The organism is uncultured Shewanella sp., assembly GCF_947497935.1.
Lineage (GTDB): Bacteria > Pseudomonadota > Gammaproteobacteria > Enterobacterales > Shewanellaceae > Shewanella.
In genome coordinates this window covers 94,868-118,504 of the sequence record NZ_CANMIO010000008.1, presented here as the reverse complement: position 1 = coordinate 118,504, position 23,637 = coordinate 94,868, and the positions used below count along the sequence as shown (strand labels likewise).

18 protein-coding genes and 3 tRNA genes are annotated in these 23,637 nt (G+C 43.8%); 14 read left to right on the top strand and 7 right to left on the bottom strand.

Going from position 1 to position 23,637, the window contains the following annotated elements; translation table 11 throughout:
* The first annotated feature begins 241 nt into the window (after window positions 1-241).
* From Q1A86_RS11495 to glnS, 3 genes are all read left to right on the top strand, one after another.
* Window positions 242-481 carry a FeoA family protein gene (locus Q1A86_RS11495; RefSeq protein WP_220760411.1) on the top strand — a complete coding sequence of 80 codons (240 nt, stop codon included), beginning with the start codon at window positions 242-244 and terminating at the stop codon, window positions 479-481.
* On the top strand, window positions 474-2,768 hold the full coding sequence (gene feoB, locus Q1A86_RS11490) for a Fe(2+) transporter permease subunit FeoB (RefSeq protein WP_299806625.1): 2,295 nt from the start codon (window positions 474-476) through the stop codon (window positions 2,766-2,768). Before Q1A86_RS11495 ends, feoB begins: the two co-directional genes overlap by 8 nt.
* A gap of 182 nt (window positions 2,769-2,950) precedes the next feature.
* Window positions 2,951-4,621: a glutamine--tRNA ligase gene (glnS, locus tag Q1A86_RS11485; RefSeq protein ID WP_299806623.1), complete on the top strand. Its 1,671-nt coding sequence runs from the start codon at window positions 2,951-2,953 to the stop codon at window positions 4,619-4,621.
* Window positions 4,622-4,746: 125 nt separating this feature from the next.
* On the opposite strand, the gene Q1A86_RS11480 is transcribed toward glnS, so the two are convergent.
* A complete protein-coding gene (locus Q1A86_RS11480; RefSeq protein WP_299806621.1) occupies window positions 4,747-5,343 on the bottom strand; it encodes a Yip1 family protein in 597 nt (198 codons plus the stop codon).
* A gap of 220 nt (window positions 5,344-5,563) precedes the next feature.
* Here Q1A86_RS11480 and miaE point away from each other — a divergent pair, with 220 nt between their 5' ends.
* Complete coding sequence (gene miaE / locus Q1A86_RS11475; RefSeq protein WP_299806758.1) at window positions 5,564-6,352, top strand: tRNA isopentenyl-2-thiomethyl-A-37 hydroxylase MiaE; 789 nt, start codon at window positions 5,564-5,566, stop codon at window positions 6,350-6,352.
* 44 nt (window positions 6,353-6,396) lie between these two features.
* Here the strand turns inward: miaE and Q1A86_RS11470 are convergent, their stop codons facing one another.
* Both Q1A86_RS11470 and Q1A86_RS11465 read right to left on the bottom strand, forming a co-directional pair.
* Entirely contained in the window at window positions 6,397-7,113 is a 717-nt protein-coding gene (locus Q1A86_RS11470) for a UDP-2,3-diacylglucosamine diphosphatase (protein WP_299806619.1), read from the bottom strand.
* Between the two features lie 10 nt (window positions 7,114-7,123).
* A complete protein-coding gene (locus Q1A86_RS11465; RefSeq protein ID WP_299806617.1) occupies window positions 7,124-7,618 on the bottom strand; it encodes a peptidylprolyl isomerase in 495 nt (164 codons plus the stop codon).
* Window positions 7,619-7,929: 311 nt separating this feature from the next.
* Here Q1A86_RS11465 and cysS point away from each other — a divergent pair, with 311 nt between their 5' ends.
* On the top strand, window positions 7,930-9,309 hold the full coding sequence (cysS, locus tag Q1A86_RS11460) for a cysteine--tRNA ligase (protein ID WP_299806615.1): 1,380 nt from the start codon (window positions 7,930-7,932) through the stop codon (window positions 9,307-9,309).
* A 169-nt stretch (window positions 9,310-9,478) separates the two neighbouring features.
* Here the strand turns inward: cysS and folD are convergent, their stop codons facing one another.
* Window positions 9,479-10,333 (bottom strand): bifunctional methylenetetrahydrofolate dehydrogenase/methenyltetrahydrofolate cyclohydrolase FolD, encoded by an 855-nt coding sequence (gene folD / locus Q1A86_RS11455; protein WP_299806613.1) that lies wholly within the window; start codon window positions 10,331-10,333, stop codon window positions 9,479-9,481.
* Window positions 10,334-10,792: 459 nt separating this feature from the next.
* On the opposite strand from folD, the gene Q1A86_RS11450 reads away from it, so the two are divergent.
* The 9 genes from Q1A86_RS11450 (at window position 10,793) to Q1A86_RS11410 (ending at window position 19,834) form a co-directional block, all read left to right on the top strand.
* Window positions 10,793-10,869, top strand: a tRNA-Pro gene (locus tag Q1A86_RS11450).
* 63 nt (window positions 10,870-10,932) lie between these two features.
* A tRNA-Arg gene (locus Q1A86_RS11445) sits at window positions 10,933-11,009 on the top strand.
* Between the two features lie 8 nt (window positions 11,010-11,017).
* Window positions 11,018-11,093 (top strand) — tRNA-His (locus tag Q1A86_RS11440).
* A 255-nt stretch (window positions 11,094-11,348) separates the two neighbouring features.
* Window positions 11,349-12,653, top strand: coding sequence for a trigger factor (tig, locus tag Q1A86_RS11435; RefSeq protein WP_299806611.1), 1,305 nt, complete (start codon window positions 11,349-11,351; stop codon window positions 12,651-12,653).
* Window positions 12,654-12,742: 89 nt separating this feature from the next.
* On the top strand, window positions 12,743-13,354 hold the full coding sequence (clpP, locus tag Q1A86_RS11430; protein WP_299806609.1) for an ATP-dependent Clp endopeptidase proteolytic subunit ClpP: 612 nt from the start codon (window positions 12,743-12,745) through the stop codon (window positions 13,352-13,354).
* Between the two features lie 84 nt (window positions 13,355-13,438).
* On the top strand, window positions 13,439-14,716 hold the full coding sequence (clpX, locus tag Q1A86_RS11425) for an ATP-dependent protease ATP-binding subunit ClpX (protein ID WP_299806607.1): 1,278 nt from the start codon (window positions 13,439-13,441) through the stop codon (window positions 14,714-14,716).
* A 148-nt stretch (window positions 14,717-14,864) separates the two neighbouring features.
* Window positions 14,865-17,222: an endopeptidase La gene (gene lon / locus Q1A86_RS11420; RefSeq protein WP_299806605.1), complete on the top strand. Its 2,358-nt coding sequence runs from the start codon at window positions 14,865-14,867 to the stop codon at window positions 17,220-17,222.
* A 257-nt stretch (window positions 17,223-17,479) separates the two neighbouring features.
* A complete protein-coding gene (hupB, locus tag Q1A86_RS11415) occupies window positions 17,480-17,752 on the top strand; it encodes a nucleoid-associated protein HU-beta (RefSeq protein WP_012155904.1) in 273 nt (90 codons plus the stop codon).
* 216 nt (window positions 17,753-17,968) lie between these two features.
* Complete coding sequence (locus tag Q1A86_RS11410) at window positions 17,969-19,834, top strand: SurA N-terminal domain-containing protein (protein ID WP_299806601.1); 1,866 nt, start codon at window positions 17,969-17,971, stop codon at window positions 19,832-19,834.
* A 459-nt stretch (window positions 19,835-20,293) separates the two neighbouring features.
* Here the strand turns inward: Q1A86_RS11410 and fabV are convergent, their stop codons facing one another.
* The 3 genes from fabV to Q1A86_RS11395 all read right to left on the bottom strand — a co-directional run bounded on the left by fabV (window position 20,294) and on the right by Q1A86_RS11395 (window position 23,633).
* Window positions 20,294-21,496, bottom strand: coding sequence for an enoyl-ACP reductase FabV (fabV, locus tag Q1A86_RS11405; protein WP_299806599.1), 1,203 nt, complete (start codon window positions 21,494-21,496; stop codon window positions 20,294-20,296).
* 363 nt (window positions 21,497-21,859) lie between these two features.
* On the bottom strand, window positions 21,860-22,645 hold the full coding sequence (locus Q1A86_RS11400; RefSeq protein ID WP_299806597.1) for an ATP-binding cassette domain-containing protein: 786 nt from the start codon (window positions 22,643-22,645) through the stop codon (window positions 21,860-21,862).
* A complete protein-coding gene (locus tag Q1A86_RS11395; RefSeq protein ID WP_299806595.1) occupies window positions 22,626-23,633 on the bottom strand; it encodes an oligopeptide/dipeptide ABC transporter ATP-binding protein in 1,008 nt (335 codons plus the stop codon). Before Q1A86_RS11395 ends, Q1A86_RS11400 begins: the two co-directional genes overlap by 20 nt.
* Window positions 23,634-23,637: the final 4 nt, after the last annotated feature.

Genomic DNA, 23,637 nt, shown 5'->3' with positions numbered 1-23,637 from the left:
TGATCAGTGTCACATTTTGTTGGTAATGAAGAAGAATCGTTCACCTTAGTAAATAATAACCATTCTTAATTAAGGCGTTTATTAGTTGAGAGTTTTGTCACATAATAGCGAACACAATTGAAAATTATTATCGTTTACAGTCCTAAATGTTGATCTAGGTAAAGTTATTACTTTTTTTCCTCCTTTAAAATCAGCATTAATTTCAAAGAGAGTCGGGGCCTGTAAATAGGTGGAATGCACAATGAAGTTAAGTGAATTGAATCCGGGCGATATCGCCAGAATTTCTCAAGTAGGTCAAATAGACTTACCAGCTGTAGTTAAACGCAAGCTCCTTTCGATGGGGATCACCCCTAATACTCGATTCTCATTGATCCGCAGAGCGCCGATGGGCTCAGGCGTTGAACTGGATATCCGTGGCAGTAAATTATGTATGCGTCGCGATTTAGCAGATATTATTGAGGTTGAAAAAGCGAATGGCTAAACAATTTAACTGTGTCACTGTAGGTAACCCAAACGCGGGAAAATCTACTCTATTTAATGCACTTACCGGTTCTAACCAGCAAGTAGGTAACTGGTCAGGTGTAACCGTTGAGAAAAAAACAGGACAATTTGCCCTACAGGGCACAGATGTTTTCTTAACTGACCTTCCAGGTATTTATGATCTTCTGCCTGCGGGCAATAGTTGTGATTGCTCTTTAGACGAGCAAATTGCCCAGCAGTACCTAGCAGATCAACCTATCGATGGCATCATTAACTTAGTTGATGCGACCAATATCGAGCGTCATTTGTATCTAACGATTCAGTTACGCGAGTTGGGTATTCCGTTAGTCGTAGTACTTAACAAGATTGATGCAGCGCTTGAGCGTGGCATTAAAATTGACGTTAACAAGATGAGCGAAGAACTAGGCTGTCCTGTGATAGCAGTCTGTTCACGTGAAGAAAAAGATATTGAAAAGGTTAAAGAGCAATTTGTCGCGTTACTTGACGGTAAGGTTTCAGAAGCACCATTGGTTTTAGAGTACGACACTGAAATCGAATCAGGTGTTACTAGCTTATTAGCTAAAGATGACTCATTAAGCCGTGGCCGTGCACTCGCTATGCTTGCTAATGGTTTAGGCTGTGGTAAGTGTAAGAATAGCCAAATGGCAAGTGAAGTAGAGCAATACTCTCAAGCGTTATCTAGCCAAGGCAAAGATATTGAGATTATGGTTGCGACTACACGTTTTGACTTTGTTGAACGCGTATTTACTGGTTCAGTAGATAGCGATAATCGCGAAACCTTTACCGATAAGCTCGATAAAATCGTGCTTCATCCGGTTGCAGGCATTCCGGTTTTCTTATTTGTTATGTATTTAATGTTCATGTTCAGTATTAACGTGGGCAGTTCATTTATTGATTTCTTCGATATTACCGCAGGCGCATTATTTGTTGATCACTTAGGCGCATTTATGACCAGCCTTGGTTCGCCAACATGGTTAGTCACTATTATTGCTGGTGGTGTTGGTCAAGGTATTCAAACGGTCGCCACTTTTATTCCGGTTATTGCTGCGTTATTTTTAGCGTTATCGGTATTAGAAGGCTCAGGCTACATGGCGCGGGCAGCGTTTGTCGTTGATGGCTTAATGCGCCGCATTGGCCTTCCTGGCCGTGCTTTTGTACCTATGATTGTGGGCTTTGGTTGTTCAGTACCTGCTATTATGGCAACTCGTACTTTGGGCAGTGAGCGTGAGCGCATTGTGACCGGTATGATGGCACCGTTTATGTCTTGTGGTGCACGCCTGCCTGTATATGCATTATTTGCAGCAGCTTTCTTCCCTGAGTCGGGGCAAAATCTAGTATTCTTGCTTTACATCATCGGTATCTTTGCCGCGATTGGTACAGGTTTATTGCTACGTAACACATTATTACCAGGCTCAAGTAGCGCAGTGGTTATGGAGTTACCAAGTTATGAAAAGCCAAAGTTCAAAACGGTAATGGCACGTACAGGTAAGCGTACTAAGAGCTTTATCATGGGCGCAGGTAAGACGATTGTTATTGTTGTGACCTTACTTAACTTTGTTAACGCGATTGGCGTTGACGGTACGTTTGGCCATGAAGATAGCTCTGAATCGATCCTCAGTGTTGCAAGCCAAAAAGTGACACCACTATTCTCGCCAATGGGTGTTGAGCAAGATAACTGGCCTGCAACTGTGGGTATTATTACCGGTATTTTTGCGAAAGAAGCGGTTGTCGGTACTTTGAACAGTCTATATTCAGATGGCGGCGCAGGTGATGAAGAACTCGCACCATTTAGCGAAACGCTAACCGAGGCGCTAGGTACTATCCCTGAAAACCTATTTGGTATAGCACCGGAAGATCCGCTATCAATCTCTGTAGGTGATGTGTCATCGTTAGAAACAGCATCTGAAGAGCTAGAAGTTGATACTTCAACATTTGGTGCATTGCAAGCTGGTTTCGCTGGAGTAACAGCCGCATTTGCTTACCTCTTATTTGTTCTATTGTACACACCATGTGTGGCGGCAATGGGGGCATTAGTTAATGAGTTTGGTGGACGCTGGGCTGCATTTGCAGGCCTATGGACATTTGGCTTGGCATACGGCGTGGCGACAGTGTTCTATCAAGCGGCAACGTTTGCACAGCATCCACTGCAATCAAGCCTTTGGATTGGTTTCTTTACTGTGGCGCTGGTGATATTTTATGTTTGGCTTAAGAGAAAGGGTAAGAAAACCCAGACGATTATTCCAGGCATTAAAGTGATTACGGAATAACGCGAATAGCGTATACTGTTATCAAGTAATAAAAAGCAGCGATACTTCGCTGCTTTTTGCGCTATATATGCTTATGCTATAGCCAGTAAAGTAGGTTTTTAAGCCTCAGTCGTTGATCCATTACAGAAACTGTAGGATTATGCGTTTTTAGTCTTTAATCATCGTTCGCAAAGAGGATTTCCATGAGTCATGTGGACACTGAAGTACGTCCTAGTAACTTCATACGTAATATCATAGATGAAGATCTTGCCACGGGTAAGCACTCGAGTGTACAAACTCGTTTTCCGCCAGAACCAAACGGCTTTCTTCATATCGGCCACGCTAAGTCTATCTGCCTAAACTTTGGCATTGCACAGGACTACAAAGGTCAATGTAACTTACGTTTTGATGATACCAACCCTGAAAAAGAAGATATCGATTACGTAAATTCTATTCAGGCTGATGTGCAGTGGCTCGGTTTTCAGTGGGATGGTGACATTCGTTATTCATCAAACTACTTTGATCAACTACATCAGTACGCTGTTGAGCTAATCAACAAAGGCTTAGCTTATGTATGTTTCCTAAACGGTGATGAAACACGTGAGTACCGTGGCACGCTTAAAGAGCCTGGTAAAAACAGCCCATTCCGTGACACCACACCTGAAGAAAACTTAGCGCTATTCGAGAAAATGCGTTTAGGTGAGTTTAAAGAAGGTGAATGTTCACTGCGCGCTAAGATCGATATGGCATCACCATTTATGTGTATGCGCGATCCTATCATCTACCGTATTCGTTTTGCTCATCATCATCAAACAGGTGACAAGTGGTGCATTTACCCAATGTACGATTTCACTCACTGTATTTCTGATGCGATTGAAAATATCACTCACTCTCTATGTACGCTTGAGTTCCAAGATAACCGTAGATTGTATGACTGGGTATTAGATCATTTAGATGATTTCCAAGCGCCTAATAGAACACGTCAATATGAGTTTTCAAGACTAAACCTTGAATACACATTAATGTCTAAGCGTAAGCTTAATGATTTGGTCGTTCGTAACCTGGTAACAGGTTGGGATGATGCGCGTATGCCAACAATCGCGGGCTACCGTCGTCGTGGTTATACCGCAGCTTCTATTCGTGAATTCTGTAAGCGTATTGGTGTGACTAAACAAGATAACATGGTTGAAGTGGCCATGCTTGATGCTTGTATCCGTGAAGAGCTAAATGACTTTGCACCACGTGCGATGGCTGTGATTAACCCTGTTAAAGTGGTTATCGAAAACTACCCAGAAGGCCAAGTTGAAATCATCAACGCAGCTAATCATCCGAGCAAGGAAGAGATGGGCAAGCGTGAGCTATCTTTTGGTCGTGAATTGTTTATTGATGCAGATGACTTCCGTGAAGAAGCAAACAAGAAGTACAAGCGTTTAGTACAAGGTAAAGAAGTTCGTCTTCGTAATGCTTACGTAATTAAGGCTGAGCGCTGTGAGAAAGATGCTGATGGCAACATCACCACTATCTTCTGTACTTACGATGACGAGACTCTGGGTAAAAACCCAAGCGATGGTCGTAAAGTGAAAGGCGTTATTCACTGGGTTGAAGCGACTACAGCAAAATCTGCTGAGTTCCGTTTATACGAGCGTCTGTTTAGCGATCCAAATCCAGCTGCTGCAGAATCTGTTGATGAAGTGCTAAACCCACATTCACTGACTGTTAAGCATGGTCTAGTTGAAGCAAGTCTTGTAACGGCTGAAGCCGAAAAAGCTTACCAGTTTGAGCGTGAAGGCTACTTCTGCGCCGACAGTAAAGACTCATCTGCAGATGCGTTAGTATTTAACCTAACGGTTCCGTTAAGAGACTCTTTTGAGTAAGCTTAAGTTCGAGTAAATTTGAGTTAGATAGGCGATAGCCACTTGTCTCAACACTAAAAAAGCCGACATGATGTCGGCTTTTTTGTTGCCTGTATTTACAAGTGTATTATGTCGTTTTAATTTAGTTACTGATACATAGGGCCGAAACCAATGCTCCAAAGGATGACGCTTGAAGCCATGAGCCCGACTAATAACACCAATCCTGCGGTAACCACTGAGCTGGCATAAATAAAACCTTTCTCTTCAGGGATATTCATTATGATAGGAACACCTGTGTAAAGTAGGTAAACCGAATAGGCAAGACCCGCTAGGCCAATGACCATAATAAACCAAAGCGTTGGATAAAGTGCTGCTAGGCCCACCATAAATAGAGGGGTAGCTGTATAGGCTGCAAGCTCAAGCGCTTGGGTGTAGCTAGGTTTAGCATCGAATGTCTTTGCCATCCAGAAAGCAAGATAGGCAAGGGCGAAGACTCCGGCAATAAGACCGAAATACATCCCTGTGGACATAAAGAGCGCGCTTTGAACCGTTAAAAACTGGCGATCGCCAACACCTAAATCCCAGCCTATTTGCGATGTGGCAATAAAAGAACAGATAGCAGGGATGAGCGCGACGATGATGATGTGACTCAAACTGCTGCGTAATGCTTCGTGGTTTTTTTCAATTGTTTGCCACTCTTCTTTTGGATGAGTGTATAGCCCCATTAAGTGATTCAATATCATTATAGTTATCCTCGTTTAGCATTTAACTTTTATATTAAATTTAGGCTCGCCAAACTGCAGACGAACTTGTTACAGCTCTAAGGTTATTTATTGAACAAAATCTGCTAAGAGTCAAGCCTATCGAATTAAGCATAGATGTTAAGCTAAGACTCTGCATAAAATAGCTGATAAAATCCCCCTCTATTGTCAGCGTCACGATGGACCCAACATGAACTTAGCTATGCAGCAACTATTAGCGCCAATTAATACTTTTTTGAAATGTGAAACACCGGATAGTTGGATTGATGAAGCTAAAAAGCCTGAGCGATTAAAAGGGCTATTAATTGATCACTGTAACTGTGAATTAAAAGCCGCTCAGACTGCGATGTTTGTCATTCGTAAATATGCTGTTGATGAACAAAGTGGCCAAGTATTGCAAGATTGGGCTAAGCCTTATTCTGACTTTGTCTACAGCCAAGATAGAAATGTAGAGACTTTCTTAGCTAACAACAGTAAAAAGAATGAGTTAGCAGCGGAGTTAATTGGACGTAGTGACTTTGCCCATAGCGAAGACTTGATAGCTAAAATGGTGCGGCTAATTAAAGAGGAGTTTCATCACTTCGAGCAAGTGTTAGAAATTATGCATAATCGAGGAATTGACTACCAAAGTGCACGAGCCGGCCGTTATGCTAAAGGCATGATGAAACAAGTTAGAACTCATGATCCAGTTACCTTAGTCGATAAACTGATTGTTGGGGCTTTTATTGAGGCGCGTTCTTGCGAGCGTTTTGCCAAACTCGCGCCGCATCTAGATGATGAACTTAACAAGTTTTATATATCACTCTTGCGCTCTGAGGCCCGTCACTATCAAGACTACTTAACTCTTGCACAAGCAATATCAGATACTGACATCAGTGATCGGGTCGCGCATTTTGCCCAAGTCGAAGCAGAGTTGATCTCTTCAGGTGATGAGGACTTTAAGTTTCATAGTGGCTCACCCGTTACGGCTATTAATACTGAGGTCGCTTAAGTAAGCGTTAGGCAAGAGTAAGCAAAATAACGGCAAGTTATCGATTACTTGCCGAAAGGAAGTTCAATCAGTTCTACACTGTCTTGGCTGACGCTTAGCATACTGCCTTGCTCATACCAGTCGCCAACGACGATGCGACGTTTACCGTGAGCGAGTTGATGAACCGCGGGCCTATGAGTGTGGCCATGGATCATCTGTTGAGTTTGAGTCGTATCGAGCAGAGCGATTACAGCATCAGATTCAACATCCATAATGGTATAACTTTTTTGCTGATTACTGCTTTGGCTTTTAGCGCGAAGCTTTGCCGCAATACAGAGACGTTTAGATTTTGGTAAGTGAGCATAGAGCCATTTCGCCCAGCCCATATTACGAAACTTTCTAAATCGTTGATAAGGTTTATCGAGGGTACATAGGCTATCGCCGTGTAGAATGACCGTAGACACGCCGTATAAGTCTAAGCTATAGACTTCGGGTAATAGCTTCATACCGCAGCGTTTTGCAAAAGCTTCACCAATCAGAAAGTCTCTATTGCCGTGAATAAAGTAAACCGGTAGCTTTTTAGAGGCGTGTTTAATCGCATCGGCTAGTTGGTTGACAAAAGGCTCAGCAATATCATCGCCAACCCAGACTTCAAAAAGATCGCCAAGGATATATAAAGCGTCGGTATCGTGAAGTTGAGTATCGAGAAATTCAAGGAAAGCTTGGGTGATATCGGGGCGATCGGCACTTAAGTGCAAATCGCCCACAAATAGAGTGCGCATCGAAGTACTATTACTCTTCGATAGTCACTTTTTCGATGATAACTGTCTCAAGAGGAACATCTTGATGCATGCCACGGTTGCCCGTGCTAACTGCTTTGATCTTGTTGACTACGTCCATACCTTCAACAACTTCACCAAATACACAGTAGCCCCAGCCTTGCGCTGACTCAGACTTAAAGTCTAAGAAAGTGTTGTCGCCAACGTTGATGAAGAACTGAGCAGTCGCAGAATGAGGATCAGAAGTACGAGCCATAGCAATAGTACCGATTTTGTTCGATAAACCGTTATTAGCTTCGTTTGCAATTGTTTCGTTAGGGCGTTTTTGACCCATATCTTCAGTGAATCCACCACCTTGGATCATGAAACCGTCGATTACACGGTGAAAAACAGTACCGTCGTAGAAACCTTCTTTAACATAGTTAACGAAGTTAGCCGCAGTATTTGGTGCTTTTTCAGCATTAAGGGCTAACTTGATTTCGCCGTGGTTGGTATGCAATGTGATCATATTTAAAACTCTCGTTATTTAATACGTTGTCGATTATGACAGGATTCTAACGTAATTGCCGAACGCCATAAAGCACTGTGTGTTTAGGTTCGCCAATTAACATCTGTTATGCAGAGTGTTTGCACTGAATTTAAGCAGCGAACCGAAGAATTAGCCTAATGAGTATAGGCATAAGATCGTAAACTGATGCAGATGCGCTATATCTGCCCATTTTTGCGAACTATCAACACGAAAACAGCTTGGAACAGCGACTTTTGCAATGGTAGACTGAACAACTAATTTTTAAATATTGCCGTTGAAGAGAATTATCAATGTTGAAGCTTTACAATAGTCTGACCCGCCAAAAAGAGCAGTTTGTGCCACTACAACCAGGAAAGGTTGGCATGTATGTGTGTGGGGTGACCATCTATGATTTATGTCATATTGGCCACGGACGTACATTTGTATCTTTCGACATGATTGTTAGATATCTAAGATACAGCGGATACGACGTTAATTTTCAGCGTAATATCACTGACGTCGATGACAAAATCATTAAGCGTGCTAATGAAAACAAGGAAAGTTGTGACTCACTAACAGAGCGCTTGATTGGTGAAATGCACAGAGACTTTGATGCATTGAATATGGCGCGTCCAGATAATGAACCTCGTGCGACACTGCATATGCCAGAAATCATCGATATGGTTGAGAGACTTATCGAACGTGAGCATGCATATGTAGCTGCAAATGGTGACGTACTCTTTAGTGTCTCATCATTCCCAGAATATGGTCGTTTATCGGGGCAGAATCTTGAGCAACTGCAAGCGGGCGCTCGTGTAGAAGTTGAAGATACTAAACGCGATCCGATGGACTTTGTGCTTTGGAAAATGTCAAAACCTGGCGAACCAACATGGGAATCACCATGGGGACCAGGCCGCCCAGGTTGGCACATTGAATGTTCTGCAATGAACAGCAAACATTTAGGTAATCACTTTGACATTCATGGCGGCGGCTCTGATCTACAGTTCCCGCACCATGAGAATGAAATTGCTCAGTCTTGCTGTGCCCATGACACACCATATGTAAACTACTGGATGCATACAGGTATGGTGATGGTGGATAAAGAGAAGATGTCAAAGTCTTTGAATAACTTCTTCACCATCCGTGATGTGTTAGGCCATTACGATGCCGCAACGGTACGTTACTTCTTGTTGTCTGGCCATTACCGCAGTCAGCTGAACTATTCAGAAGACAACTTAAAGCAGGCTAAATCTGCCCTCGAGCGCCTTTATACAGCACTCAAAGATTTAGACCTAAGCGTGGAGGCTGCACCAGCTGAAGAGTTTGTCGCTAAGTTTAAGTCTGCAATGGATGATGACTTCAATACACCTGAAGCTTATTCAGTACTGTTTGATATGGTGCGTGAAATCAACCGCCTAAAACTAACCGATATGGCTAAGGCCTCTGCTCTAGGTGTGGCACTAAAACAACTTGCAGATGTGCTAGGCATTTTAGGTCAAGACGTTGATACTTTCTTTAAAGGTGAAGGTAGTGATGACGAAGTGGCACAGATTGAAGCGTTAATTGCAGAGCGTAACCGTGCTCGCGCCGAGAAAGACTGGTCTGCGGCCGATGTCGCTCGCGATGGTTTAAATGCATTAGGTGTCATTCTAGAAGATGGTCCAGAAGGTACCACTTGGCGCAAGAAGTAATGCTTTGCAATAAGCCGCATAACTAGACACAAAAAAGCCTGCTAATGCAGGCTTTTCTTTTTTTAGTAACTAGGTCTGGAGCACTTATGCCACACCCCATGGATGGAAAGGTGTGGTATCTTTTTACTCGCTAGGTCAGGAGCATTTTGCTAGAACCTAGAACCTTCTCTTAATCGTGATACTGCTCGCAGGCATATAGGGTATTTTCTAATAGGCTAGCGATCGTCATTGGGCCGACACCGCCAGGTACTGGGGTGATAAAGCTTGCTCGCTCTGCAGCTTCATCAAATTGCACATCTCCCACAAGCTGGCCGCTTTCTAAACGATTAATCCCCACATCGATAACGATAGCGCCAGGCTTAATCCAGTCTCCAGGAATAAAGCCAGGCTTACCTACGGCAACGATGACCAGATCGGCTTGTCTTACTTTATCTTCAAGGTTGCGAGTAAAGCGGTGACAAGTGGTGGTGGTACAACCTGCTAATAATAACTCTAGAGACATTGGGCGGCCGACGATATTCGATGCGCCAACAACAACGGCATCCAAACCAAAGGTATCAACACCGGTCGATTGGATTAGTGTCATGATCCCCATCGGCGTGCATGAACGAAGTACTGGTATGCGCTGGGCTAAGCGTCCCACGTTATAAGGGTGGAAACCATCGACATCTTTATCGGGACGGATACGTTCAATGACTTTTGACTCTTCGATATGTTCAGGCAACGGCAGTTGGACTAAGATGCCATCAATGCTTGGATCTTCATTACATTCATCAATTAATGATAGGAGCGCGTCTTCAGAAGTGCTGCTGTCTAAATCATAAGAGCGAGAGATGAAACCGAGTTCTTCACAGGCCTTACGTTTGCTACCGACATAAACTTGTGATGCTGGATCGGCTCCAACAAGAATTACGGCTAAACCAGGGACTCTTTTTCCTGCCTCTTTGCGGGCGGTTACTTTATCTTTGAGTTGCGTTCGAATGGCTTGAGCGATAGCTTTACCATCGATGTTTTGGGCTGTCATTGGGGTTGGTGTCCTTTATACGGCGCGATAATGGAAAACGGCGACATTTTAACAGGACGGGCCAAAGGTGTCATTGATTTAGACTGTTAACAAACAATTCTAATATACGGATAATGACTTACTGCTTATCTTGCATAGAAAGCAATTGCTCTATAAAGAGTCGGTGTCATCAACGCTTAGTGATTAAAGTTGGCTATTAAGAAATATACGTAGAGTCAGCGGTTTATTTCGGCTATAGGGTTATCTTTGCTGGTTAATCCTGCGATAAGGTTAAAACTAAATCTATCGGGCTGTTAAATAGACAGATGGACATCTTTTTTGAAAAAAGGCGTTGACGACTTTTAGAAGAGGGGCTACTATGCGCTCCGTTCTCAACGAGCAGCGAGAAGTTGTTTAGAGAGCCAGAAACAGTAAAGGTGTCCCAACGTGAAAACGTACTTTACAATAGGTTTCAAATTTCGGTGATTAGCGCAGCCCGGTAGCGCATCTGGTTTGGGACCAGAGGGTCAGAGGTTCGAATCCTCTATCACCGACCAAATTTAAACTAACGTGAAACGTTAGTTGCCCAGTTCAGGAAATGAATTTATTTTCATTACCGAGCGCCCGTAGCTCAGTTGGATAGAGCACCCGCCTTCTAAGCGGGTGGCCGCAGGTTCGAATCCTGCCGGGCGTACCATTTTTGTGGTGATTGTAGCTCAGTTGGTAGAGTCCCGGATTGTGATTCCGGTTGTCGTGGGTTCGAACCCCATCAGTCACCCCACTCATTCTGCAAAGAAGTAAAGAAAGCGACCCTAGGTCGCTTTTTTTACGCCTGTAAATCACGCTTTGAGGCTCGACTCTGGCGCATTCCATAGCTATAATGTCGCGTCTTGATAATTATCAACTAAAAGATACCTGTGCCGATCGTCAGTATTTATGGGCATTTTGGTGAAATTTATGGATCAAGAAACGAATACCTGAATAGTTGATTTTTCGACTATTGCAAAGGACGATAGACATATTTCGAGGTAAAAAAATGCAAGTTTCTGTAGAAACCACACAAGGCTTAGAGCGTCGCCTAACAATTTCTGTACCTGCTGAGCAGATCGAAAACACTGTTAAAGAAGCATTAAAAAGCGAAGCTAAGCGTGCTCGTATCCCAGGTTTCCGTCCAGGAAAAGTACCTGTAAGCGTTATTAATAAGCGTTATGGAAAAGCTATTCGTCAAGATATCATGGGTGAAGTGATGCAGCGCAACTTCGTTGAAGCAATCATTGCTGAGAAGTTAAACCCTGCTGGCGCACCAACATTGACTCCTGGTTCAACTGAAGGCGAGAACTTTGAGTTTGTAGCTACTTTTGAAATCTACCCAGAAGTTGAGCTAAAAGGTCTTGAGTCAATCACTGTTGAGCAACCAACTGCTGAAGTAACTGAAGCAGACGTTGACGCTATGATTGAAACGCTACGTAACCAACACGCTACTTTTGAAGTAGTTGAGCGTGAAGCTGCTGAAGGCGATAAAGCTAAGATCAACTTCGTTGGTTCTATCGATGGCGAAGAGTTCGAAGGCGGCAAAGCTGACGATTTCGAACTTCAACTAGGTAGCGGCCGTATGATCCCAGGCTTCGAGTCTGGCGTTGAAGGTCACAAAGCGGGTGAAGAGTTCAACATCGAAGTGACTTTCCCAGAAGATTACCACGCTGAAAACCTTAAGGGTAAAGTAGCGACATTCGCTATTACTCTTAACGAAGTTCAAGCGGCTAACCTTCCAGAAGTTAACGACGAGTTCGCTACACTATTCGGTATTACCGAAGGTGGCATCGACGCACTACGCGGCGAAATCAGCAAGAACATGAGCCGTGAACTTGAGCAAGCGCTTAAAGCAAACGTTAAAGAGCAAGTTCTTAATGGTCTAGTTGAGCAAAACGACATCGAATTGCCAACAGCACTAATCGACGGCGAAGTAGAAGTATTGCGTAAGCAAGCTATGCAACGTTTCGGCGACCAAGCTGCAAACATGCCTGAGCTACCAGCTGATCTGTTCACTGAGCAAGCTGCACGTCGCGTTAAAGTAGGTCTACTACTTGGCGAAGTGATCAAGACTAACGAGCTAAAAGCTGAAGACGAGCGTGTTCAAGGTTTGATCGCTTCTATGGCTTCTGCTTACGAAGATCCAAGTGAAGTTGTAGCTTACTACAATGGTAACGAAGAGCTAATGCAAAACATGCGCAACGTTGCTCTAGAAGAGCAAGCAGTTGAAGCTTTGTTAAAAACTGCAACTTTGACTGAAAAAGCAGTCAACTTTGAAGAATTTATGAACAAGGCTACAGGTCGCGCGTAACCATCGCTTGACTTAAATGGCTATTAGCCATTTATAATGGCTCGTATGAGGTTCCTCATGCGGGCCATTTTTATTTAGGGAAGTTAATCATGCACAAAGCGCCAGAATCAGTACTTAACGCACTCGTTCCTATGGTTGTCGAACAGACGGCTAAAGGTGAACGTTCATATGATATTTATTCTCGCCTTTTGAAAGAGCGAGTGATCTTTCTTGTTGGTCAAGTTGAAGAACATATGGCTAACCTTATCGTTGCTCAGTTACTGTTTTTGGAGTCAGAGAGCCCAGATAAGGATATCTACCTATACATCAATTCACCAGGCGGCAGCGTGACTGCTGGTATGGCGATTTATGACACAATGCAGTTTATTAAGCCAAACGTGAGCACTGTGTGTATTGGTCAAGCGGCGAGCATGGGCGCATTTTTGTTAGCAGGCGGTGCAGAAGGCAAACGTCATTGCTTACCAAACTCACGCGTGATGATCCATCAGCCTTTAGGTGGCTTCCAAGGACAGGCGTCGGATATCGCTATTCATGCACAAGAGATCTTAGGTATTAAGCATAAACTTAATTCTATGCTTGCAGAGCATACTGGCCAGCCTCTTGAAGTGATTGAACGTGATACAGACCGTGATAACTTCATGAGTGCTGCAGAAGCCGCTGAATACGGATTAGTCGATTCAGTGATAGCAAAACGAGGCTGATTTTTACTTCGCTCTGAGCTATGCTCAAATATGAAGTAACGAAAAGATTTAGGCAGTAGAATTACTGCAAACAGAGGTAAAGTAATGGGTGAAGACAAAGGTAACGGTGACGGCGGAAAACTGCTGTACTGCTCTTTTTGTGGCAAGAGCCAGCATGAGGTAAGAAAACTCATTGCTGGGCCTTCTGTATATGTATGTGATGAGTGTGTTGAACTCTGCAATGACATCATTAGAGAAGAGATTAAAGAGATCTCACCAAAGCAAGATCAAGACAAGTTGCCTACGCCTCATGAGCTAAGAGCACACTTGGATGATTATGTAATCGGTCAAGATAAGGCTAAGAAGGTTCTTGCTGTCGCAGTGTATAACCACTACAAGCGCCTTAGAAATGCTACCCCTAAAGATGGCGTAGAACTTGGCAAGAGTAATATCTTGCTAATTGGCCCAACCGGTAGTGGTAAAACCTTATTAGCAGAAACGCTTGCACGAGTGCTTGATGTACCCTTTACTATGGCTGATGCAACTACGCTAACCGAAGCGGGTTATGTTGGTGAAGACGTAGAGAACATCATCCAAAAGTTACTGCAAAAGTGCGATTATGATGTTGATAAAGCGCAGCGCGGCATCGTGTACATCGATGAGATCGATAAAATCAGCCGTAAGTCTGATAACCCATCGATCACTCGTGACGTATCCGGTGAGGGTGTTCAGCAAGCACTGTTGAAACTGATTGAAGGTACTATCGCAGCAGTGCCACCACAAGGTGGACGTAAGCACCCGCAGCAGGAGTTCTTGCAAGTAGATACTTCTAAGATCTTGTTCGTTTGTGGTGGTGCATTCGCAGGTCTTGAAAAAGTCATTGAGCAACGCGCTCATGTCGGTACGGGTATTGGTTTTGGCGCTGAAGTCAAAGGTGAAGCTGATAAGAAGACTATCTCTGATACGCTGTTAGAAGTGGAACCTGAAGATTTAGTTAAGTTCGGTCTAATCCCTGAGTTTATTGGTCGTCTACCTGTACTTGCGACACTGTCTGAACTTGACGATGAAGCATTGATTCAGATCTTGTCTGAACCAAAAAATGCGATCACTAAACAGTTTGCTGCATTATTTGAGATGGAAAATGTAGAGCTTGAGTTTAGAGACGATGCGTTAAAGGCGATTGCTCTTAAAGCACAAACCCGTAAAACCGGTGCTCGTGGTCTTCGCTCTATCGTTGAAGGGATCTTACTCGATATCATGTATGATCTACCATCGACTGATGACGTGGCTAAGGTTGTTATCGACGAATCAGTGGTTAAAGGTGAATCTAGCCCGATCCTGATCTACGCGAATAACGAAGCACAAACCGCAACAGCGGAATAATCTCTCGTCTAGAATTAGATAGTGAGTTTAAAAGGAGCCAATATGGCTCCTTTTTTATGCAGTTCTCCAATTTATTTTTTTTCGCCATTGAAACCTATCGAATCATCCCAATATACTCATAAGTAATCATAAAAAACGGAATCGAGCTATGACCCTAGAGCGTGATGCGCGAATCGAACTACCCGTACTACCACTAAGAGATGTGGTGGTTTATCCCCACATGGTAATTCCGTTATTCGTCGGTCGAGAAAAATCTATTCGTTGCTTAGAAAAAGCGATGGATCAAGGTAAACAAATCATTTTAGTCGCTCAGCGTGATGCTGAGTTAGACGACCCAACCAGCGATGACATTTTCGATGTCGGTACTGTTGCGTCAATCCTGCAGTTATTAAAACTTCCTGATGGCACCGTAAAGGTATTAGTCGAAGGCGGGCAAAGAGTCTGCATCGATAATTATATCGATCAGGAAGATATCTTCCAAGCGACAGCACATTATCTTGAGTCAGAACCTCTTTCAGAGAAAGAAGAGGAAGTCTTGGTTCGCTCAGCTGTTGGTCAGTTTGAAGGTTATATCAAGCTCAATAAGAAGATCCCACCAGAGGTATTAACTTCACTGTCTGGGATCGACGAAGCGGCAAGGCTTGCTGACACCATGGCTGCGCATATGCCACTCAAGCTTGAAGACAAGCAGTCTGTGCTTGAGATGGTGAATGTAAGCGAGCGCATCGAGTATCTGATGGCGATGATGGAAGCGGAAATTGACCTTCTTCAGGTTGAAAAGCGCATTCGTGGCCGTGTGAAAAAGCAGATGGAGAAGAGTCAGCGCGAGTACTATTTGAATGAGCAGATGAAGGCTATTCAAAAAGAACTTGGTGATATTGACGAGTCTCATGATGAATTTGAAAGCTTAGCCAAGAAGATTGAAGAAGCGCAGATGCCTGCAGAGGCAAAAGAAAAAGCCTCCGCTGAGCTTAATAAACTTAAGATGATGTCACCTATGTCTGCCGAGGCAACTGTGGTGAGAAGTTACGTTGAGTGGATGGTGTCAGTGCCTTGGCACAAGCGCTCTAAAATCAAACGTGACTTAGCTAAGGCACAAGATGTACTCGATACCGATCACTTTGGTCTCGAAAAAGTTAAAGAGCGTATTTTAGAGTATCTAGCGGTTCAAAGCCGCGTTAAGCAGCTTAAAGGTCCGATCCTTTGTTTAGTAGGCCCGCCTGGTGTGGGTAAGACTTCACTTGGGCAGTCAATTGCTAAAGCGACAGGCCGTAAGTATGTGCGTGTTGCATTAGGCGGCGTACGTGATGAAGCGGAGATCCGTGGTCACCGTCGTACCTATATTGGCTCTATGCCAGGTAAAGTCATCCAGAAGATGTCTAAAGTTGGCGTTAAAAACCCGTTATTCCTGCTTGATGAAATCGATAAGATGAGCAGCGACATGCGAGGCGATCCAGCTTCAGCGCTACTTGAGGTATTAGATCCAGAGCAAAACTCAGCGTTTAGCGATCACTACATGGAAGTCGACTATGACTTATCTGATGTAATGTTCGTTGCGACATCTAACTCGATGAATATTCCAGGTCCTCTACTTGACCGTATGGAAGTCATTCGTCTGTCGGGCTATACCGAAGATGAGAAGCTCAATATCGCCAAGCAACATCTGCTACCTAAGCAAATTGAGCGTAACGGCCTAAAAGCGAAAGAAGTGACTGTCGACGACAGTGCAATTATCGGCATTATTCGTTACTACACCCGCGAAGCAGGCGTGCGTGCGCTTGAGCGTGAATTGTCGAAGATCTGCCGTAAGGTGGTTAAGCAAATTTTGCTTGATAAGACTATTAAGCATGTTGAAGTTAACCAAGACAACCTTAAGTCATTCCTTGGCGTACAGCGTTGTGATTATGGTAAGGCAGAGTCGAACAACCAGATTGGTCAAGTAACTGGTCTGGCGTGGACAGAAGTTGGCGGTGACTTGTTAACTATCGAAGCTACTTCTGTTCCGGGTAAAGGTAAGCTGACTTATACCGGTTCGCTAGGCGATGTGATGCAAGAGTCGATTCAAGCGGCGATGACCGTTGTTCGAGCTCGCGCCGAGCAACTTGGCATTAATCCTGACTTTTACGAGAAGCGTGATATTCACGTTCACGTACCAGAAGGGGCAACGCCAAAAGATGGCCCATCAGCGGGTGCGGCAATGTGTACTGCATTGGTTTCTAGCCTAACTGGCAATCCAGTTCGTGCCGATGTTGCCATGACGGGTGAAATTACCCTACGTGGTGAAGTTTTACCTATTGGTGGATTGAAGGAAAAACTGTTAGCTGCACATCGTGGCGGTACGAAAGTTGTTCTAATTCCAAAAGAAAATGAACGTGATTTGGAAGAAATTCCTCAAAATGTCATTGCCGATCTAAAAATCTATCCAGTGAAATGGGTCGATGAAGTATTGAAATTGGCGCTTGAACGACCAGTTGAAGGCTTCGAAGTAGTAGAAAACGTGGACTAACGCAATAAATTGCAGGATTGCTTTAAAAAAACAGTAAAAAGGGGCTTACCTAAGTATCAAGCTGTGGTAGCCTAAGTCTGTGGAGAGTCAGTCGCTCCAGCCCTTGGAGTGACTGGTTTTGAGTAGTATCCTAATTTATTTCTTTGGTTTTCCTATAAGGCTTGAACTTTGGTTCTAAGCTTGTTATAAAAAGCCTCCGCAGACCGCTCTAGACAAGGATTTGGGTGCGGCGCAAAAATTACATTCAAGGGGATGACATGAACAAATCTGAACTAATCGAGAAAATCGCTTCTGGTGCTGACATTTCTAAAGCTGCTGCTGGCCGTGCATTAGACTCTTTCATCGGCGCAGTAACTGAAGGCCTAAAAGAAGGCGATAAGATTGCTCTTGTTGGTTTCGGTACTTTCGAAGTGCGTCAACGTGCAGAGCGCACTGGTCGTAACCCTCAAACGGGTAAAGAGATCAAAATCGCTGCAGCGAACATTCCAGCATTTAAAGCTGGTAAAGCTCTAAAAGACGCTGTTAACTAAGAAAGTTAGCAATGCAGCCTTTGTAAGGCTATTGTAAGAAAGCACTGTTTTAACAGTGCTTTTTACAAATAGAGAGGGCATAAGTTAAGTATCACCTTAATTTTGCCAGCAGGAGCCAGAGAATATTATTATTTTCACCTCCTTTAAATTACAAAAAGGCGCATCAAACAGTGATGCGCCTTTTTATTTTATTAATCGCAACAAGCGAGAAGTCTGATGTTAGAAAAGATTCGCGAAGGCTCGCAAGGTGTAATTGCTAAAAGCATATTAATCCTTGTGATACTTTCATTTGCATTTACCGGTGTAAGTAGTTATTTAGGTTCTTCAACTGAGGTTGCAGCTGCTACCGTAAATGGTGAAGAGATCAGCAACTCTGCGTTAGAACAAGCCTATCAAAATGAGCGCAGCCGCTTAGAGCAACAGTTAGGTGATATGTTTGCCACTTTGTCTGCTGATGACAACTATATGCAGAGTGTTAAGCAAAGTGTATTAGAGCGCTTAGTAGCCGATAAGCTACTTGACCAAAATGCTGCAGAGCTTGGTCTACGCGTATCTGATGAACAGATTAAAGCTGCAATCATGACTGAACCTGCGTTCCAGACTGACGGTGTATTTGATAATGACCGTTATCAAGCTATTTTACGTCAGCTGGGCTACCAAGCTAACTCTTTCAGAGACATGATGCGCATCGATATGACTCGCCGTCAGCTTGTTGCGACCTTAGTGGGTTCTGAATTTGTTCTTCCTGGTGAAGCTAAGTATTTAGCCGATCTTCAAGGTCAGACTCGTGATATTGATTACAAGGTTATCGATGCGACTCCATTCCTTGCTGATATCAGCGTTACCGATGAGCAGATCAAAACCTATTACGATTCAAACCTAGATCAGTTCATTCGTCCTGAAGTGGTGAGCCTGAACTACATCGAGCTTGATGCGAAAGATCTAGCTAAAGATATCGCAGTAACCGATGCTGAAGCTCAAGCTTATTACGATGAGCACAAAGCGAACTACACTCAAGCTGAGAAGCGTTTAGCTGCACATATCTTAGTGCAACTAGGTGATGATGAAGATGCTGCTAAAGCGAAAGCTGAAGCGATTTACAAGCAACTTCAAGACGGTGCTGATTTCGCCGAAATTGCTAAGACTGAATCTGAAGATACCTTTAGCGGTGAGCAAGGTGGTCAACTAGATTGGTTCGAAGCGGGTGTTATGGAGCCTGAATTTGACACTGCATTGTTTGCGCTTAATAAAGGCGAATACTCAAATGTTGTGAAAACAAACTTTGGTTACCACATCATCAAGGCATTAGATATTCAACCTGGTGCTCAGGCGCCGTTTGCTGACGTAAAAGAGAAGATCCTTGCTCAGCTTAAAGACAAGCAAGCGGTAGACAAGTTCTACGAGCTACAGCAAGTTTTGGCTGATACTAGTTATGAAGTACCTGATACCTTAGTCGATGCGGCTAAAGACTTAGGTGTTGAAGTTAAAACAACACCAGAGTTTACTCGCTCTAATCCGCCTGAGTTGTTCACCGCTCCAGATGTACTTAAAGAAGCATTTTCTTCAAATGTACTGCTTGATGGCATGAACAGTGATGTTTTAGAAGTTGAGCCTAACCACGTAGTTGTGATTCGTGTCAATACGCATAAAGCTGCTGGCACTATGGATTTAGCTGATGTTCGTAATGCAATTGCTAATCGTCTCAAGCAAGAACAAGCTAACGAAGCGGCGCGTAAGCAAGCACAAGAAGCCATGACTGCAGTTGAAGCTTCTGGTGTGACAACTGACTATATCGTTCAAGATAAGCTTGCTCGTTTTGCACAAGACGTGGATGGTGCGATTGTGAACAAGGCGTTCGCGATGGCTCAACCAAGCGACAAGCCTTCAGTTGATACTGTTGCTTTAGCAAATGGTTACGCGGTAGTTGTATTGAAGCAAGTTAATGCCGCTGAAGGTGTTGATGCTAATCTTCTTGATTCACTTAAGCAGCGTTTAAGCTCACAATACAGTGAAAACGATTACCGTGCGGTGATCGCATCACTAAAGGCTAAGGGTGAAGTTCTTTACCCTGTTGCTGAATAAGAATTGCTGAATAAGCACTATTAAATAAATAGCAGTGCGCCTCACTGAGGCAATAAAAACCGGCTTAGGCCGGTTTTTTTATGGGCTGAATAAACTCCCACACTATGAAGCGCTCTGCTTTCTCGGAGATCACGAAGATAAAGATTAAAAGCTTACTGCTTTTCTTGCTGTCCTCGTTGTTTTTTGGCTGCCTACTTCTGCGTTGAATAACTTCACAAGGGAGCAACCATTCTTTCAGTTATTCGCCTTGAATTAGTTTGCCAAAAACGCTCTGAGTAGATCAACTTCTTATACTGATTGGTATAATTTCAAGGGTACTCAGTGATAGGCCTGACGACAAAGTCAGCTAGGCACGCAGTGGGCTGATAGAGGTCGCGAAGGCGCAATAAAAAACGCCGCAATAAAATATTGCGGCGTTTACGTTAATACAGAATAGTATTAGCTAATTCACGAGGTGATTTAGATTGAAACGACATCAAACTCAACGTGTGGGTTAACGTCAGCTTCATAGTCGATACCTTCGATACCGAAACCGAACAGTTTTAGAAACTCTTCTTTATACTCGCGGTAATCAGTCAGCTCAGCTAGATTTTCAGTGGTGACTTGTGGCCACATATCACGGCAATGTTGTTGGATCTCTTCGCGAAGCTCCCAGTCATCTAGGCGTAGGCGATTTGAATCGTCTACGTCGGCCGCTGTGCCGTCAGCCTTAAATAGGCGCTCATTGAACATACGGCTAATCTGCTCGATACAACCTTCGTGTAGGCCTTCAGCGCGCATCTTCTTAAATACCATAGCGATGTATAATGGCATAACTGGAATGGCAGAACTTGCTTGAGTCACAACACTCTTTAGTACAGCAACATTAGCACTGCCGCCAGTTACAGAAAGCTTTGAATTAAGTGACTGTGCTGCACGGTCTAGATCCATTTTGGCTTTGCCAAGTGCGCCGTGCCAGTAGATAGGCCAAGTTAGCTCGGTGCCAATGTAGCTGTAAGCAACTGTTTTGCAGTTATCGCTAAGTACGCCAGCTTCTGACAGCGCTTGCATCCATAGTTCCCAGTCTTCACCGCCCATTACAGTAACGGTATCGGCAATTTCTTGTTCGGTTGCTGGCTCTACGCTAGCTTCGATAATGAGATCTTTGTTGGTATCTACAGCTGTCGCAGTGTAAGTCTCACCGATAGGCTTAAGAGTTGAGCGAATAACTTCACCGCTATCAGGCATTTTACGAACAGGAGAAGCCAGTGAGTAAACCACCATATCCACTTGACCTAGGTCTTGCTTGATAAGCTCAATGGCTTTTTGCTTAGCTTCGTGGCTGAAGGCATCGCAGTTGATGCTCTTAGAGTAAAGTCCTTCAGCTTTTGCAAACTTGTCAAATGCAGCTGAGTTGTACCAGCCTGCAGTGCCAGGTTTGGTTTCGGTACTAGGTTTTTCAAAAAACACACCTAATGTGGCGGCATCACTACCAAAGGCAGCTGTAATGCGTGACGAAAGACCGTATCCACTTGAAGAGCCGACAACTAAGACTTTTTTAGGGCCATTAGCAATTTTGCCTTTTGCCTTGGTAAAGTTGATTTGCTCAAGGACATTAGCTTCACAGCCAACAGGATGGGTCGTAGTACAAATAAAACCACGGATTCTAGGTTTGATGATCATATTTTTTGATTCTCTTAAAAAATTGTCTCTAGGATAATTAAACCGACATCAAATGGCACTTTTTTTTATGAAAAAACGGTCTTTTTATCAGTGGTTGGAGCAGTTTACTTGTTAACAAGCTTAAACTAAGTTCAACTATACTCTTCACTCGTTGCAAACCACATGGTCTTGTATGTTCCAGACATACATAAGATATTTCCTCCACTGACCCATAGGGATATGGGAAATGCCTTCAAAGCGTATGGAACGCTTAAGGCCTTGGAGGTCAGATGTGGTAATGTCATTAATACCGGAGCATTTATTGACCTTGCCTCAAAAGCGTTAAACTCTCGCTGAGCGATCAAATATTTATACTGATTGGTATTACTTCTTACGTATAAACAGACTCTGATCTTGAATTAGCCTCTGAGTGTACTCATGTTGAGGTTGGTTAAATAGCTGTTCTGTAGTTGCTTTTTCAACCATAACCCCTTTTTTAAGCACCATAATTTTATCGCTTACATGGCGAATGATATTCATATTATGAGATACGAATATATAAGACAGCCCCATCTCTTGCTGCAACTCTAGCAGTAAATTAAGAATTTGCGATCTAACCGAAAGGTCCAAAGCCGTTAGAGCTTCATCTGCAATGATGATTTTAGGATCTAGCATCAAGGCTCGAGCTACAGCGACACGCTGTTTCTGGCCTTCAGAAATCATATGGGGATAAAATTCAGCATGCTCTGGCAGTAGGCCGACTTTTCTGAGTTTATCGATAACCTGTGCTTTTCGCTCAGAGCTGTCTAAATTGGTGCTGAACTTTAAAGGTTCATCTAATAACTCACCAATAGTGAGTCTTGGATTGAGTGAGGTATTAGGATCTTGGAAGATCATGCGGATCAGGCGGCAGCGCTGCTTTAAATCATGTTTGTCCAACGGCTCTCCTTCAAAGAAGATCTCACCGCCACTTCTAATCTCTGCACCTACCAAAATACGGGCAATGGTGGTTTTACCGGATCCTGCTTCGCCGACAATAGCCAAGGTCTCACCACGGTTTAGTTCAAATGAAACCGGTGATAAAGCATGGTTGTATTGTCGCTTAAAACGCTTGTAGCCAGCATAATAACTTTTGCTGAGATCAGTAACTTTAAGAAGTGGAGTCGTCATTACATGGCTCACTGTGGTATGGGAAATGGCAAGCAAAATAGCGGTCTTTCTTATGGCATAGGCTTGGTTTACTGACGCAACGTTTTTGTGCCTGTGGGCAACGGGGCCCAAGTCGGCAGCCAATCGGCAGATGCTGCAACGCAGGCGAAGAGCCTGGCAATGTTTGCATTACTGATTTATGAGCCAATCCGCCAGAGTAATCAGGCATGTTATCGAGTAACGCTTTAGTATAAGGGTGAAAAGGTTGCTCTAATAATTCAGCTGTAGGGCCTGACTCCATAACCTGACCACAGTATAAAACCGTTAGTTGGTCACACCAGCCTGATAGTGTTTCTAGCTCGTGGCTAATCAATAAAATTGAAACACTGTGTAGCTGATTGAGTTTACCCAGAAGCCTGAATATTTGCGCTTGAGTGCTTAACTCCATAGAGTCGGTGGGTTCGTCGGCGATTAACAGGCGAGGCTGGTTGGCAATGGCCATCGCAATCATAACTTTTTGACATTCACCAGCAGAGAGCTCCCACGCATAACTGCTCATCACTTCTTCAGTGTTTTTAATACCGACTTTATGCAGCCACTTTTGAGCCGTGGCCTTACGGGCCTTGTTACGTTTCCAGAATGAGACTTGCTTATCGATTGGCATGGCTTCAATAAGTTGACTGCCTACAGAGATAGCAGGATCTAAACTGCCAGTCGGATCTTGGAAAATAACGGCTATTTCACTGCCCATTAAATTACGTCGCTGCTTAGCCGACATGTCCATTAAATTTTGCCCATCCCACATCATGCGGTCGGCGGTTATTGTCCAGTTATGTCCTGGCACCCCTAAAATAGCACGGGCCAGCAGGGTGCGGCCTGAACCTGATTCACCCACTAGGCCATGTAATTCGCCGGGGTTAATGGTTAAGCTGACTCGCTCTAGCGCCTTGACTCGGCCGTGGGGCGTATCGAGTTCAATGGTGAGATTACGAATATCGAGTAATGGCATAGTA